The 14,377-nt window shown below is 69.7% G+C and carries 17 protein-coding genes; 15 read left to right on the forward strand and 2 right to left on the reverse strand.

Features of this window, described 5'->3' with window-relative positions; translation table 11 throughout:
- Positions 1 to 7 precede the first annotated feature (7 nt).
- The 11 genes from Ade02nite_RS09845 to Ade02nite_RS50245 all read left to right on the forward strand — a co-directional run bounded on the left by Ade02nite_RS09845 (position 8) and on the right by Ade02nite_RS50245 (position 9,134).
- On the forward strand, positions 8 to 1,024 hold the full coding sequence (locus tag Ade02nite_RS09845; RefSeq protein WP_203761256.1) for a DUF4082 domain-containing protein: 1,017 nt from the start codon (positions 8 to 10) through the stop codon (positions 1,022 to 1,024).
- A complete protein-coding gene (locus tag Ade02nite_RS09850) occupies positions 1,024 to 1,782 on the forward strand; it encodes a hypothetical protein (protein WP_203761257.1) in 759 nt (252 codons plus the stop codon). Before Ade02nite_RS09845 ends, Ade02nite_RS09850 begins: the two co-directional genes overlap by 1 nt.
- A 10-nt stretch (positions 1,783 to 1,792) precedes the next feature.
- Positions 1,793 to 2,188, forward strand: coding sequence for a hypothetical protein (locus Ade02nite_RS09855; protein ID WP_203761258.1), 396 nt, complete (start codon positions 1,793 to 1,795; stop codon positions 2,186 to 2,188).
- A complete protein-coding gene (locus tag Ade02nite_RS09860; protein WP_203761259.1) occupies positions 2,188 to 2,580 on the forward strand; it encodes a hypothetical protein in 393 nt (130 codons plus the stop codon). The genes Ade02nite_RS09855 and Ade02nite_RS09860 overlap by 1 nt, the downstream gene beginning before the upstream one ends.
- Positions 2,581 to 2,642: 62 nt before the next feature.
- Positions 2,643 to 2,984 (forward strand): hypothetical protein, encoded by a 342-nt coding sequence (locus Ade02nite_RS09865; protein WP_203761260.1) that lies wholly within the window; start codon positions 2,643 to 2,645, stop codon positions 2,982 to 2,984.
- 76 nt (positions 2,985 to 3,060) lie between these two features.
- On the forward strand, positions 3,061 to 3,627 hold the full coding sequence (locus Ade02nite_RS09870) for a phage tail tube protein (protein WP_203761261.1): 567 nt from the start codon (positions 3,061 to 3,063) through the stop codon (positions 3,625 to 3,627).
- A gap of 77 nt (positions 3,628 to 3,704) precedes the next feature.
- Positions 3,705 to 4,193: a hypothetical protein gene (locus tag Ade02nite_RS09875; RefSeq protein WP_203761262.1), complete on the forward strand. Its 489-nt coding sequence runs from the start codon at positions 3,705 to 3,707 to the stop codon at positions 4,191 to 4,193.
- Between the two features lie 5 nt (positions 4,194 to 4,198).
- Complete coding sequence (locus Ade02nite_RS09880) at positions 4,199 to 4,459, forward strand: hypothetical protein (RefSeq protein ID WP_203761263.1); 261 nt, start codon at positions 4,199 to 4,201, stop codon at positions 4,457 to 4,459.
- Complete coding sequence (locus Ade02nite_RS09885; RefSeq protein WP_203761264.1) at positions 4,456 to 4,989, forward strand: hypothetical protein; 534 nt, start codon at positions 4,456 to 4,458, stop codon at positions 4,987 to 4,989. Before Ade02nite_RS09880 ends, Ade02nite_RS09885 begins: the two co-directional genes overlap by 4 nt.
- Positions 4,990 to 5,060: 71 nt before the next feature.
- A complete protein-coding gene (locus tag Ade02nite_RS09890; protein ID WP_203761265.1) occupies positions 5,061 to 5,261 on the forward strand; it encodes a hypothetical protein in 201 nt (66 codons plus the stop codon).
- A gap of 252 nt (positions 5,262 to 5,513) precedes the next feature.
- A complete protein-coding gene (locus Ade02nite_RS50245; RefSeq protein WP_203761266.1) occupies positions 5,514 to 9,134 on the forward strand; it encodes a hypothetical protein in 3,621 nt (1,206 codons plus the stop codon).
- Positions 9,135 to 9,674: 540 nt separating this feature from the next.
- Here the strand turns inward: Ade02nite_RS50245 and Ade02nite_RS09900 are convergent.
- Positions 9,675 to 10,082, reverse strand: a complete 408-nt coding sequence (locus Ade02nite_RS09900) for a helix-turn-helix domain-containing protein (RefSeq protein ID WP_203761267.1) — start codon at positions 10,080 to 10,082, stop codon at positions 9,675 to 9,677.
- A 59-nt stretch (positions 10,083 to 10,141) separates the two neighbouring features.
- Positions 10,142 to 10,396 (reverse strand): hypothetical protein, encoded by a 255-nt coding sequence (locus tag Ade02nite_RS09905; protein WP_203761268.1) that lies wholly within the window; start codon positions 10,394 to 10,396, stop codon positions 10,142 to 10,144.
- A 105-nt stretch (positions 10,397 to 10,501) separates the two neighbouring features.
- On the opposite strand from Ade02nite_RS09905, the gene Ade02nite_RS09910 reads away from it, so the two are divergent.
- Genes Ade02nite_RS09910 through Ade02nite_RS09925 form a run of 4 tightly spaced genes read left to right on the forward strand, consistent with a single transcriptional unit; the run spans position 10,502 to position 14,376 of the window.
- Entirely contained in the window at positions 10,502 to 13,327 is a 2,826-nt protein-coding gene (locus Ade02nite_RS09910) for a hypothetical protein (RefSeq protein ID WP_203761269.1), read from the forward strand.
- A gap of 10 nt (positions 13,328 to 13,337) precedes the next feature.
- Positions 13,338 to 13,862 carry a hypothetical protein gene (locus Ade02nite_RS09915; protein WP_203761270.1) on the forward strand — a complete coding sequence of 175 codons (525 nt, stop codon included), beginning with the start codon at positions 13,338 to 13,340 and terminating at the stop codon, positions 13,860 to 13,862.
- An 8-nt stretch (positions 13,863 to 13,870) separates the two neighbouring features.
- A complete protein-coding gene (locus Ade02nite_RS09920) occupies positions 13,871 to 14,128 on the forward strand; it encodes a hypothetical protein (protein ID WP_203761271.1) in 258 nt (85 codons plus the stop codon).
- Entirely contained in the window at positions 14,125 to 14,376 is a 252-nt protein-coding gene (locus tag Ade02nite_RS09925; RefSeq protein WP_203761272.1) for a hypothetical protein, read from the forward strand. The genes Ade02nite_RS09920 and Ade02nite_RS09925 overlap by 4 nt, the downstream gene beginning before the upstream one ends.
- The last annotated feature ends 1 nt before the right edge of the window (position 14,377 follow it).

Raw genomic sequence — 14,377 nt, forward strand, 5'->3', positions numbered from 1 at the left:
AGCCGCCATGGCGAACCTGTTCACCAGCCAAACCCCGCTCAGCGGCGACAACGCCGATGGGGCGCCCGGCATCACCACCGCCACCACACTCAGGTTCGCCACCGACGGCGTGATCAACGCGGTCCGGTTCTACGCCACCGCCACGGTCGGCGGCACCTACACCGGCGCGATCTGGCAGATCGACACCACCGACAACCCAGGGCCCGGTACGGGAACCCTGCTCGCGTCGAAGGTCCGCCCTACCCTCCCGGCCGGCGGCACCTGGAATCTGATCGTCCTGGACACGCCTGTCGCCGTCACCGCTGGCACCCTGTACCGGGTCGGTGTGCACAACTCCGACGGCCGGTACGTTGCCTCCGGCGCGTTCTTCGGTGTCGCCTTGACCAACGGGGACATCACAGCGATCGCGAACGGCGACAACCCCACCGGATCCGGCACCGTCAATCAGGGCACGTTCGCCATCGACCCGGCCCTGACATACCCGGTCAGCACGTTCAACAGCGCCTCCTACTTCGTCGACGTCGACTACACGCCCGCGAGCGCCGGCGTGTCCGGCACCGTCACCGCGACCCTGCCCGCCCTGAGCGGTGCCGCCACCGGCACAGCCCAGGCAACCGGCGCAGCAGCAGCGGTACTTCCCGTAGCCGCTGCAGCCGCTACCGGCTCTGCCGTCGTCACGGGCACAACAGCCGCCACCCTCCCCGCAACCGTCGCGGCAGCTTCCGGCGCCGTTCAGGTCTCCGGTATCGCCGCCGTCACCCTTCCCGCCGCGGTGACACAGGCAACCGCGTCGGTGAGCTCAGCAGGGCAAGCAGCAGGGACCCTTCCTGCCCTCCAAGCGTCGGCCACCGCAGCCACCACCGCGCAGGGAACCGCCGCGATCGTGCTGCCCGCCCTGACCGCGGCAGCCACCGACCAGAACACGCCCGCCCGCCGCCCCGGCACCTACACCACCGGCACCCTCCGCGCGCGGCACACCGCAGGCGCTCTCGCCCGGCCCACCTACACGACAGGTGGTGGCTGATGTCGGATGTGGCCGTCGGCGACATCGAACGGGCCTTCCTCGAGGTGACACCCGCCGACCTCACCACCGCGGTCACCCTCACCGCCCGCCCGCCGGCCGGCCTCCCGTTCGCCGTGACCGTCACTGCCGGGCCGCTCGAGACGGTTCCGGGCGGCAGCGACCAGCGGCGCCGGTGGACCAGCGACCCGATCACCTACAGCGCCCCCGGCCGGTGGGTTCTCCACTGGGAGATCACCGGCATCGGCGAGGGTGCGGAGGATGCCGAAACGTACGTCGTTCCGTCGCCTGTAGCAGGCGGGCCGACGTGGCTGCCGGGCCGTAGCCGGGTGGCGAACTACGTCACCCACCGAACCTTGGCCAGAAACCCGGCGGCGATCGTCAACAGTCAGGCGCAGTACGTGCTGACGTTCGACTCGACCACCACCCCCACCGGTATCCAGGCCGACGCGATCATCGCCGACATGGGTTCCTGGGTGGCGATGCGGGTCGCGCCGCTCCCGGCGGCCATGCACGACGTTGCCCGCACCGTGACCGCCCTGGCCGCCGCGGCGGCTATCGAACGGCAGTTCAAAGCCGACGAAGACTCCTTGCAGCGGGCCAACGACATGGAGCGGCGCATGGAAGCGCTCCTCGCCGACTTGGTCGACGCGGCGAACACCAGCAACGGCACCGACGACTACGGCGTGGATGTGGCGCACCTGCCCGTCTACAGCTTCCCGCCCGCCGACTGCCGCTGGGATTCACCGTCCTACTGGTGAAGGAGGCGCTGTGGCCATCCGGGCGAAGGCAACGTTCCGCGCCAACGGCCGTGGAATGCGGGCCGCCGGCAGGTCGGAGGGCGTGTACCGGGACCTCGAGCGGCGCGCCGACCGGGTCATCGACCTGGCGTTGGAGATTTACGCCCCGCACCGCAAGACGGGCGACTACGGCCGCGGCCTGAAGAAGGTCCGCACCCGCGTACGGGGCAAAGCGGCGGTGCAGGTGGTCGCCACCGACTGGAAGTCGGATCTGCTCGAGCGTGGCAGCCCGCCGCACGTGATCGAGCCGCGGGCCAAGAAGGCGCTGGCGTGGCCCGGCGGGCAACATCCCGTCCGGCGAGTCCAGCACCCGGGCACGCCGGCCCTGCACATTCTGCGGCGGGCACTGCGCGCGGCGGGCCGGTAGTGGCGGGCTACGCCGACGGGGAGCTCCTGGTCGCCGAGTGGCTTCAAGCGCAGCTCGGGGCGCAGGTGCACGCCGACCCGGACATCGCCAAGCACATGCCGTTCCACACGCCCGCCGGGCATGTCCAGCGTGCCGCCGGTGAAGGGGACACGGCACTCACCGTCGACTCGATGATCCTCGACGTGGATTGGTACGCCGAGGACGCGGACCCTGCCCGCGAGTACGCGCACCGGACGTGGAACTTGATGCGGCTGAACCTGCCGTTGCACACGTTCGGCAACGGGGTCCTCTGCAAGGCGGTCTTCACCATCAGCGCCCCCAGCTGGGCGCCGGCGACAGGTGTGTTCCGCCGGTCGGCCGCCTACCGCGTCATCCTGCACGGCCTCATCTGATCCCCCGCTGTTCTTTCACCCGGCGTGCCCCGCCGGGCCTTCACCATGCCCGGAGGTAGTTCATGCCGCGCACCGCACTGACCAACATCATCGAGCCGACCCGGGCGGGTGTCGCCTTCCCGCAAGGCACCCTCGCCGATGCGGCCAACGGCAACAGCATCGTCAACAACGGCCGCGTGATGGTGATCGCGATCAACAGTTCGGCCAGCACCGTCCGCAACGTGACCGTCACCCCCACGGCCACCGTCGACGGACTCGCCGCCGCCGCCCGTACGAGCCCGATCCCGACGAGTTCGAGCATCCTGCTCGGCCCGTGGGACGTCGGCAACTACGGCGCGGCGCTGCAAATCTCGGCGGACTCGTCGACCGACGTGCGGTTCCAGATCATCCGCTTCCCCGGCTGACCACCCGCCCCTTCCTCTGCCTTATCCCCACCCGGCCGGCCGCCGGGTCCTCGCCATGCCCCGAAGGAGATGACCGATGGCGGTCGACACCAGCAAGATCCGCGCCTACACGAACGGGCTCGTCGCCGTGTCCGGCTATGGGGTGTCGAATCCCGTTCTGCCGACTGATCCGACGACCAGCCTCAACCCGGCCGTGTTCTCCGACGTCGGAGCGATCACCAGTGACGGCATCACCGAGGCGACGTCGCAGGAGTACAACAACATTTTCATGTGGCAGGGCAACGCGCTCGCTGCGGCCCTGCCGGGCGAGTACACGAAAACGTTCCAGGTGGCGGCGATGGAGACGTCGCTGGTGACGCTGGGGGTGCAGCTGCCCGGTTCGACGATCACGCAGACCGCCTACGGTGTGTCGATCGCGGAGAAGCCGCCGACGGTGGACAAGCGGGCGTGGGTGCTGCACGGCATCTCGGACGCCGGTAAGGCGCAGCGTGTGGTGGTGCCGCTGGGTCAGGTGACGGAGCGCGGCGAGGTCGTGTGGTCCTCGACGGACGTGACCGTGTACGCGTGGACGATCACCGCGTTCCTGGACGCCAGCGGAAACATCGCATACCGGTACATCCTGGACAGCGCTCTGGCTGCCTGACCCCCATTCGACGCGACCGGTCCCACGCGGGTGGCCGGTCGCGTCTTTCTACCCGCGTAACCCGCGAAGGAGAACCGATGCACCTTGTCCACGTCCAGCTCGAACGGGTGGAGACGCCCGCCGACCTGGCCACCCTCGCCGACCGCGCCGACGCCGTGCAGCGCCTCGACAACCTCGGCCACATCGACGCCACCGCGGGCGAACTCAACACCACCTCGGCCGGCGGCTGGCAGGCCCGGGTCAACGACGGCGAGCCGTTCCCGGTGCATGACTTCGCCCTGTCGCCCAGCGGCGACGGCGGCCAAGCCGTGCTGAACCTGGTGCTGCCCGTCGGCGCCCTGTCGGTTGGTGCACCGTCGGCCACCCAACAGCCTGCGCAGGCGTTGGCCCCGCCGAACATGCCCCGAGTGTGGGGAGCCGAGGGCACGCCTGACCCGCGCACGAACATTCCCGGCTTCGAAAGGGAGAGGCTGGGCGGGCAGGTCGCTGAGAACGCGCGCCATACGCACCGCGAGGAACCGCTGCGCTTTCAGCCGGCGAGCGGCCCGACGGGGGCGAAAGCATGAGCGTCGTGCGAGGCGTCGCAGAGGCGCGGGCGGTGGACATCGAGATCGTCGAACGGCGCAGGCAGGCAGGCGACGACTCGCTGGGGGCGAGCATCACCGTCCCAAACGAGGTCCGCATCAACGGCAGGTCAGTGCTGGTTGCCGACGAGCCGATCGTCATCGACGACCTGTCCTCGCGGAGCACCGTGCGCGTGACGCTGACCCTGATCGCCCGGCGTGTGCTGATCGACCAGGAGCACGCGGTGGGTGAGGGGGTGCCGTCGTGACCGGCAAGCGGCTCACCCTGGAAGAGCGCTACCTGCGCGACGTCGCGAAGCCGCCGTTCGAGTTCCCGTGGGCGGGGCGCGTGTGGCGGCTGCCGCACATCCAGTCGCTGGACTACCGCGTGCAGGGCCAGATCACCCGGTTCGACACGCTGAGCGTCGCCGAACTCGAAGCGCTCGTGGAGCGGATGCTCGGCCCGGACCAGCGCGACGAGTGGGCGCAGGTGGACGTACCCGCCGACTTCCTGATGATGGTGATCGCCGAATGGCTCGAATACTCGGGTGAAGACCAGGGGGAAGAGCAGGCCTCGAGCACATCCTCGAAGAGCACTGGGACGAGCTCGAGGCGGACTTCCGGCGCCACTACAGGCTCCGGCTCCTCGACGCGGTCTTCGGCAAAGAAGGCGACGCCGAAGAAGCGGGCACCGCGCAAGACAGCGAAGCCGACGGGGGCGCTGACCGCCGACGACCAGGAGTGGCTGGACAAGCATCAGGCGCTGGCCGGCTCCCAACCGGCGAACTCCGCAACCTGATCAACGGTCTCGCCGCGTACGAGGACAGCCTGCTGCACCGCCGACTGCGCGGGCCGATGGCGGCGTGGGACATGCAGTCACTGCTGCTGCGGCGCATCGACCTGCACCTGGCCGGCGCGAACTGGCAGCGCTCCGGTGGTAAGGGGCAGCGGCCGAAACCGGTGGAGCTGCCCGACAAGGCCCGCACGGGCAAGCCGGCGCCGTCGAAGGCATCCGGGGATGAGATCGCTCAACGGTTGCGGAACCTCGGGCTGATACCGGCAGGCGCATAGGGCAGGCCCCACGCTCGTGCAAAGCGTAGGGCCTGTCGTCTTCAGCGGGTCTTACCCACTGGAGGCGTCGTCGGACGGGTGTTGTCGACAGACGTGCTGGTGCTCATTGCTGCGCTCGCCTTCGGGGGTGGCCCGGGTCGAGCGATGCCCGACGGCTTCCCGCCGGGCGTCATTTGAGGAAGCTGCGAGGCACGGTCGGCGCAACTGCGACGCCGCCAAGCGGGTCAGGTAGCAGGACGTCAGGGGGTTCATATGACCTCCCCCGCGTCCGTTGGTGAAGTCAGCGTCGAGATCGTCGGCGACATGCGGGATCTCGCCAAGGAGATCCGGAAGCGGACCGAGGAGGCGCTGAAGGACTCCAAGCTCGGCGACAAGATCCGCGATTCGGTCGGCAAGGACCCGATCAAGGTTCCGGTCACGCCCGATCTGGACCCGGACGGCATCCCGGAGCAGACGAAGAAGTCGAAGATCCCGCCGGTCAAGGTGCCGGTGGATCCGCTCATGCAGGCGTTCGTCGCCGAGGTGAAGCGGCAGACGAACGCCCTCGCGAAGCAGGTCAACGCGCAGCTGCCGATCGGTGCGGACACCAGCGAACTGCGCAACGAGCTCGGCGACGAGCTGAAGGCGATCGCCGCGACTGTGCGGGCGGAGATCCCGGTCGAGCCGGAGAGCAAGGAGCAGTTCCAGCGGGACCTGCAGGCCCAGCTGGATGAGGTGTCGGCGCGGCTGAAGGCGTCGGTGCGCGTCGATGCGGACACGTCGCAGGTCCCGGCCGAGGTGGCGGCAACGCCGATCCCGGACGTCGAGGTGGACGTCGAGCCGGACACGGGCGCGTTCGAGCCGAAGCTGCGCGCCGCGGTCGCGTCGGCGGCGGCCCGGATCCGGCAGACGGTACGCGTCGACGTGGACGTGGACCGTGGCGGGTCGGGCGGGAACCGCATCGGCGCCACGTTGCAGAGCGCCCTGGGTGCCGCGGGCGCGCTGGGTGGGGCACTGTCGGCGGCGGTGTCGTCGGCCGGCGGCCTGGCGGCGTCGCTGGGCCCGGTGGTGGGGATCCTCGCCGCGATCAGTGCCGCCGCAACCCTGCTGGCCCCGGCTTTGGCTGCGGCTGCAGGTGCGGCGGCGGCGATCCCGGCTGCGCTGTCTGGTGTCGGCGCGGCCGTGGGCACCCTCGCACTCGGGTTCTCCGGGATCGCGGACGCGTTCAAGCCGTCCACCGGCGGTGGCGGGGGTGGTGCTGCCGGGCAGGCGGCGAACCAGGCCCGCCAGATCGCCGCCGCGTCCCGGCAGGTAGAAGCCGCACGGCGCGGGATTGTCGCCGCGAACCGCCAGGTGCAGGCCTCCGAGCGCGCCCTAGCGGCGGCTTTGCGCGGGCAGGTGGCGGCGCAGCGCACCTACCGCAACTCCCTCGACGAGGTGGCGCAGGCGCAGGAGCGTGCCCGGCGCAGCCAGGACGCGGTGTCACGGGCCCGCCGGCAGGCCCGCGAGGACATCGAGGACCTGAACCGGTCCCTGCGCGGGGCTGTCCTGTCCGAGGCGGAGGCGGCGAACGCCCTCGACGAGGCCGCCCTCGCCCTGGATCAGGCCCGCACCACCGGTGACCTGCGAAAGATCCGCGAGGCGGAGCTCGCGTACGAGCGGGCGAAGCTTCAGGTGGAGGAAACCGCCGACGCCACCCAGGATCTGCGGGCCGAAACCGCTGAGGCGAACGCCAAGGGGGTCGAGGGCAGCGACCTCGTTCAGGACGCGCTGCGCGACCAGGCGGAGGCGTACCAGGCAGTCGCCGACGCCCAGGAGGGTGTCCTCGCCGCGCAGGACGGGCTGAAGGACGCCGCCGACGCGGTCAAAAGCGCGCAGGACGGGGTGGCGTCCGCCCTCGACGGGGCCAAGGCCGCCGCTGACGCCCTGGCCAGCGCGAACGAGTCCCTGGCCGCCGCGCAGACCAAGGTGGCCTCCGGTGGCGGCGGGGTCGCCAAGCAGGTCACCAAGCTCGCGCCCGCGGCGCAGGCGTTCGTCGACGCGATCAAGCGGTTGAAGCCGGCGTTCGAGGCGCTGCGGCTGGATGTGCAGCAGCGGCTGTTCGCCGGGCTGGACAAGACCGTCACCCACATGTGGAACTCGTGGGAGAAGCAGCTGCACGTCACGCTGGGCTCGTTCGCGGACACGTTCAACCAGTTCGCGAAGAACCTCGGCTCGGCCGTGTCCACACCCACGTTCATCTCCGGGATTGCCGCCGGGGCGGAAGGGTTCCGGCAGGCCCTCGAAAAGATCGGCACGGCGCTCACGTCGAAGCTGGTGCCCGTCTTCGGTGAGCTGTCGCGGGCGGCGGGCCCGTTCCTGTCGCAGCTGGGCGACGAACTGGCGGAGATCGTCACCCGTTTCTCCGACTGGGTGTTGCAGGGCGAGAAGACCGGCGGGCTCACCCGGTTCTTCGACCGGGCCGCCGCGGCGATGCGGGACATCTTCGACATCGGCGGCGAGGTCGCCGAGATCATCGGCTCGCTGTTCGAGGTGATCACCGGCAAGAACACCAGCACGAACAAGACGCCCCTGGAGTCGTTCAAGGCCTCGCTGGCGACCGTCTCGGACTGGCTGAAGGACCCCCAGAATCAGCAGCGCCTGCGGGAGATCATCGAACGGTTCAAGGAGTTCATCCCGCAAGCCCTCGAATGGGGGCGCAAGCTCAAAGACCTGGCCGGCGACATCGCCGACGCGATCGGCAAAGCCCGGGGTGTCATCGCCGAGCTCAAGCAGATCAAGAGCGACATCACGGCGATCATCAGGTCGCCGGTCGACGCGACCTTCGACATCCTCGACTGGCTCGGCCTCGGCGGGGAAGTCAGCCTCGACCAGAGCCTGGCGTCCGTCGGTGAAGACCTCGTCAACGGCCTGTTCGCCGGCATCGGCCAGGCCCTGGTGCGGGAAGCGAACCGGATCGCCGGCTGGTTCTGGTCCGGCCCGGATTCGCTGATCGGCCGGATCAAGTCCGGTTTGGGGATCGCGTCCCCGTCGACGGTGATGATGGCCGTCGGCGTCGATCTGATCCAGGGGCTGATCGAGGGTGTGACGCAGCGGCTGGGGGCGTTGGCGGCGAAGGCGCGGGAGATCCCCGGCATTGTCCGCAACAACGTGGTCGGCGCGGGGTCGTGGCTGGTGCAGAAGGGCCGCGACGCGGTGACCGGCGCGGCGACCGGGCTGCGGGAACGGTTCTCACAGCTGCGCACGACGGCGGGGCAGATCCGCACCAACGTGATCAACGCACTGCCGAACGCGGGAACGTGGCTCGTCAACGTCGGCCGCAACGCTGTCACCGGTGTGGGCACGGGAATCGCCCGGATGGCGGGTCCCCTACGTTCGTGGGCGGGGCAGATCCGCACGTGGGTGCAGGGTGCCCTGTCGAACGCGCACACCTGGCTCACGTCGGCAGGTGTCAATGCCGTGATCGGCCTATGGAACGGAATTGTGTCCAAGGGCGGCTGGCTGTGGGACCGGGTCGTCAACTTCGCGCGCACCTATGTGAAGCAGGCTCTCGAAAACGCGCTGATCATCTTCAGCCCGTCGAAGCTGACGTTCGGCATGGGCCAGTACGTGGCGCAGGGCCTCGCCCTCGGGATCGAGGACGAAGGCGCCCGGGTGAAGGCGGCGGCGGACGAGCTCGCCGCCTTCGCCGTGCCGGATGTGAGCAGCACGTTCGGGTTGGGCTCTGACTTCGACGCCTCGGTGAGCCGCAGCCTGTCGGTGGCGGAGAACCGGCAGCTGGTGGCGAAGTGGGCGCCGGGTGCCCGCGGTGACAGGCTCCTCGACGCGCTGCGGGACCTGATCGCGTTTGAGTACCGCAACGACCCGATCGCCGCGCTCACGCCGGCGCGGTGACGAAACAGGGCGGGACCGGCCGTAGCGAGTCCCGCCCTGGAAGCCGCCACGGCTGGCGGCTCACCTACGCATTCAGCGTAAGAGAGTTGAGTGCCGGGGCGAGGAGTCGAACCCCGCGGCCCTTGTGGGGTCAGCGCACGTCATCGCTTCGCGCGAACTCGCGAGAGTGGTGCGCAGCCTATGCACGCCCGTAGGTGCCTGCCGCGTCAGCGGCCTACCGAGCCCGGCGCGTGTTGCTTCTGTCGGTGACGATACAACGCATCCTTCGCCGCCTTCCGGGTGCCGCGCTGACCGGTGCACCTGACGACATCACCACAGTCGGGGCAGACGGCATACCACTCACGGATCGGATGGACCTTCCCGCCGCCATACGACCAGCCCCAGTCCTTGTCGAGGTGTCCTCGCCGGATCGGATTGGTTGTCGGCATGCGGTCCCCCCACCTCGGCCGGAACGCCACTGTCGCCCTGATCGGCGATTTCCCGGCTGGCGGTCCATCATCCGCTGACGCTTTCTTAGCGGTACAAGCGGACCGTGCGCTCTTATTCTGCCGGTGGTGGGTACTCGATCCGTAGGCCGGGCACCTCCAACGCCACCCGCGCCACCACCGCCCGATGCCAGGAAGCAGGGAACGGGATGTCCGGGTTGGCGGCGTGGTACTCGTCGTCGTTGCGGTACACGTAGACGCCGGGGTCGGGGATCGCCATCAGCTTCTCGATGACGCCGCCGATGAACGCGCCGGTCCGCTGCTCGAGGTCTTCCATCTCGAGCCGCACCCCGTCGGGGATCGGGTACTTGCCCTGCTCCCAGTTGCGGACGCTGCGGGGGCTGACGTTCAGGTGAGCGGCAAGCCAATCACCGGTCAGGCCGAGGAATTCGCGGATCGTCCGGAACTCGGCGTCGGTCATCCGCTCGTCCTCGGGCATGCCGGGCGGGTCGGTGTACTCCATGGTCTCTCCAGGTACGCATCAGCCCCGGTGGTGAACCGGGGCCGAGGTTGGGCAGCCAGTCAGATGATCTCGTGCTTGGCGGCGATCTCCCAGAACTCCTCTTCGGAGACGGTCTGCTCGAAACCGCCGGTGTTGAGCAGTTCCTGCCCCTTGCCGTTGACGTCGATCTTCCAGTCGAACGTCTCACGGCAGATGGCTTCGAGGTCGTAGTTGCCTTCGGCGAGCGCGGGCGCGATGGCCTGGTCGATGGCGTCCTGGCGGGTGGTGTAGCGCGGGCGGGCCTGCTCGTCGTCGCCGGCGTAGTAGTCGTTCATGACCGGTTCCTTCCGGTGGGGTCTGGGACTGATTCCCTGACCGACAACCCGAGCCTAGCTTCCTAATTTAGGAAGCGCAATGGTGTCACCGTCGGGGGGGGTCTTGTGCCCTACCCCGACGAGGACCTGGAGATCACGGCCGCCGCAGCCTTCGGCGCCGACCTCACCGCCGACCCCGACACCTGGGAGTGGACGGACCTGTCCGATCGGGTCCTCGCCGACAGCCAGCTCAACATCTCCTGCGGTCTGGTCGTCGGCCAGGGCAACCGCCGCACCGCCTCCTGTACCGGCCTTCGGCTGCTCAACGACGACGGCTGGCTCACCCACGACCATCCGGTGTCGCCGTGGTGGCCGTACGTCGACCAGGGCACCCCGCTCCGCGTCTCGATCCGCACCGACAGCAGCACGTGGATCGGGGACACGTTCACCCGCAACGTCGCCTCCGGCTGGGGTGTCGCCGACACCGGCAACTCGTGGATCGGCAGCACCGGTTTCAGCGTCAACGGCACCACCGGCCTCGCCACGCACTCGGCCGTCAACACGATCCGCGGGATCCGCGTCAACCGGCCGCACCGCGACATCGACGTCACCGTCACCTTCTCCGTTCCCGCCGTCGCCGCCGGCGCGTCGGTGATGGTGGGGCCGATGCTGCGCGGCGGGCCGAGCTCCACCGACTACGTGTGGCCGCTGCTCGACCTGTCCACGGCCGGGCAGGTGCGGCTGGCGCTGTGGACGAACGTGGCGTCGAGCGTCACCCAGGCTGTCGCGCCGATCGCGACCGGGCTCACCTATGCCGGGGGCACGCTGCTGCGGATGCGGGTGGAGTACATCGGCAGGCGGCTGCGGGCGAAGGTGTGGCTCGCCGCAGGTTCGGAGCCGGGCGCGTGGGCGCTCGACACGACAGTCACGCACCAGGCCGGCGGGGACACCTATTTCGGGATCTTCTCGTGGCTGCGTTTCGGGAACACCAACACGCTGCCGTACGTCATCTCCGTCGACAACCTCACCGTGCAGCAGCCGCGCTATCCGCGCGTCGAGGGCTACATCGCCGACGTGCGCAACCGGTTCGTGCCGGCCGCCGACGGCGCCACCCATTCGGTCGCCGAGATCGACATTAGCGGGGTGGGCGGGCGGCTGGAACGCAAGACCGCGGACCCGCTGTCCCCGCAGCGCAGGTCGATGGAGAAGTTCCTTGACCCTGCACCGGTCGACTACTGGCCGCTGGAGGACAAGAAGGCGTCGCTGAGTGCGGCGCACGCCTACCCGGGTGGCACCCCGATGACCGTCTCCGGTGTGGTGCAGTTCGAAGTCGATCTGGGTGTCACCGACGATGTGCTGCTGTCCCGCTACGGCAGCAAGGCGTTGTGCAGCGTGGCGACGGGCGGGAAGCTCACCGCGCCCACGTCGCTGGCCGGGGCGGTCGGCCCGTGGTGTGTCTCGATCACGACGGACGTGTTCGCAAGGTTGGTGCCGTCCACCACGGAGATCCGCATCGCCGAGTGGACCACCCCCGGGTCGGCGATCGGCCGCTGGGCGCTCGTCTGCACCGCCACCGGGCATGCGGTGCGGGCGTACGCCACCGACGGCACGGTCACCGAGGTGGCGGTCGCCGCCGAGAACTTCGCCGTCACGATCTCTTACGACGTCACCGCCCAGCAGAACGGCGGGAACATCGACGTCACGCTGCGATACAACGGCGGGGTCTTCGCCACCGGCTCCATCGCCGGGGTGTGCGCGCAACCGACCCGGGTGACGATCAACCCGGACATGCGCAACACGACCCTCGCGACGACGGTGGCGGGCCTGCGGTTCACCGTGGGGCACCTCGCGGTCCGGGACGTCGCCTCGCCGGCACTGCCCGCCTACACCGCGACGGCCGCCGCGGTCGCCTCGTATCAGGGGTGGGCGCGGGAAGCCGTGCACGAGCGGGTGGGCCGGCTGGCCGGCGTCGAGGAGAACCTGCCGTTCCGCCTGCTGGCCACCCCGGACGCGTCGTCGCTGGTGCTGCTCAACACCCAGCAAGAGGGCGGCACCGTCGACCTGGTGGAGGCGGCGGCCGAAGCCGACTCCGGGTCGCTGCTGCTCGAAGAAGAGTTCGGCTACGTCTTCCTGCCCCGCTCGGCGCGGCTCAACGCCCCGGTGGATTTGACCGTGGACATGACCACCTACGCCCGGTCGCAGAGCACCGAGCCCGGCGACGTGTTGCAGCCCAGGCTCGGCGCCAGAGGACCCAACTACTGGACGGTGGAACGCCGCGACGGATCGCAGGCGGTCGCCGCCGCCGACCAGGCGCTGCGGGACCGCAGAGGCACCGTCCCCGACAAGGTCACCCTTGATCTGCTGCGGGACTCCGACTGTGGCCCGCACGCACAATGGCGCACCCATATCACCGCCGGCGGCACAGGGCCGAACTACCCCGGGATGAGCATCGAGTTGCACGCCAACCCCGGCTTGATCGACGACTACCTGCTGTGCCGGATCGGGTCGCGGGTGCAGCGGCTCAACCAGCCCACCATCGCCGGGCTGGACACGATCGACCAGGTGGTCGACGGCATGTCCGAGCAGATCGTGTCCCGGCAGGCGGGCGGCCCGGCGTGGACAGCCACGTTCGACACAAGCCCCGCGTCGGTGTGGCAGCCGGGCGTGTGGGACGGGCCGGGGCTGCTGTGGACGTCGGACCGCACCGAACTCGCGGCGGGCGTCACCACCACGGCCACATCCTGGTCGATCGACTCCAACGGGGATCCGTGGACCACCGGCGCGGTCAGCCTGCGGGCGCAGGTGGGCCGCGAAGAAGTCCTCATCACCAACATCACCGGCGCGGGCTCGTCGTGGACGTTCACCGTCGTCAGGTCTGTGAACACCGTCGTCACCGCACATTCCGCCGGCGAAGCGCTCACCCTGCTCGACACCGGCTTCTGGGCTCTGTGAAGGGGGTGGCATGGCGTTCAATGCGGGCACCCCACCCACCGTCGCCGACCTGCTCGCGTTGCAGGCGGCCACCACACAGCGGCCCCTCGTGCGGTTGCAGCAGATGGCCGCGCAGTCGCTGGCGAGCAACACGGCGACAGCGATCACCTTCGGCGCGTCCAGCGAGGAGATCGACACGCACGGCTTCCACGACACCGCCTCGAACACGTCGCGGATCACGCCGACGCTGGCGGGCTACTACCGGTTCACCGGCACCGTCTGGTACGCCGCCGACACCGACGTCATCTCCTACTTCGCGATGCTCGCCAAGAACGGGTCGATCTTTGCGCCGCGCAACGAGATTGTGCTGCCGTCCACCGCGACGAGCTCGCTGCCGCGCTCGGCGAACGTGACCGCCATTCAGGCCGCGAACGGCACCTCGGACTATTTCGAACTGCTCGGCCAGCAGCTGCAGGCCGCGGCAGGCAGCCTCAACACGAACATCGGCGGGTCCTTGTCGAGCCTGTTCGAGTGCGAATACCTGCGGCCCCTGTAGGAGGTGTCATGTCCGCTTGGGAGACGGCCGGGGACGGCCGGTGGGTGCGCGACAACGACGACCGGCATCTGCTGCTGCACGCCGGCGGCCGGCTGGTCGAGCTGCACGGCGTGTTCGTGCACGTGTACACCGCCGCGGCCGACATGGATCCGGCGAACCCGCTCGGCGGGGCGGCGCACCAAGCCACCCACGACCGGCCCGACCTGGAAACCGCCGGTCAAGAGCAGCTGTGGCAGGCGATGACCGAATACGGGGAGGCGCCGTGAGCTGCCCGACCTGCTCGGGCCCGTCGCGGGAGACCGTCGGCATGGTGTGCCAGACCTGCGGCACCGACTACGCCGCCGACGAGTCCGGGTTCGCCCGCCTCCAGCCGGGCGCCGACCTGCACGTGTGCCTCACCTGCTGCGCCGTCGTCGTGCGCAACGGCATCGAATTCCACGAACGCTGGCATGACGCCATCTCGTCGGTGGCGATCGAAACCACCCGGCGGGTCGCCCGCCTCGAGCGCAAGTGAG

This window comes from Paractinoplanes deccanensis, assembly GCF_016862115.1.
Lineage (GTDB): Bacteria > Actinomycetota > Actinomycetes > Mycobacteriales > Micromonosporaceae > Actinoplanes > Actinoplanes deccanensis.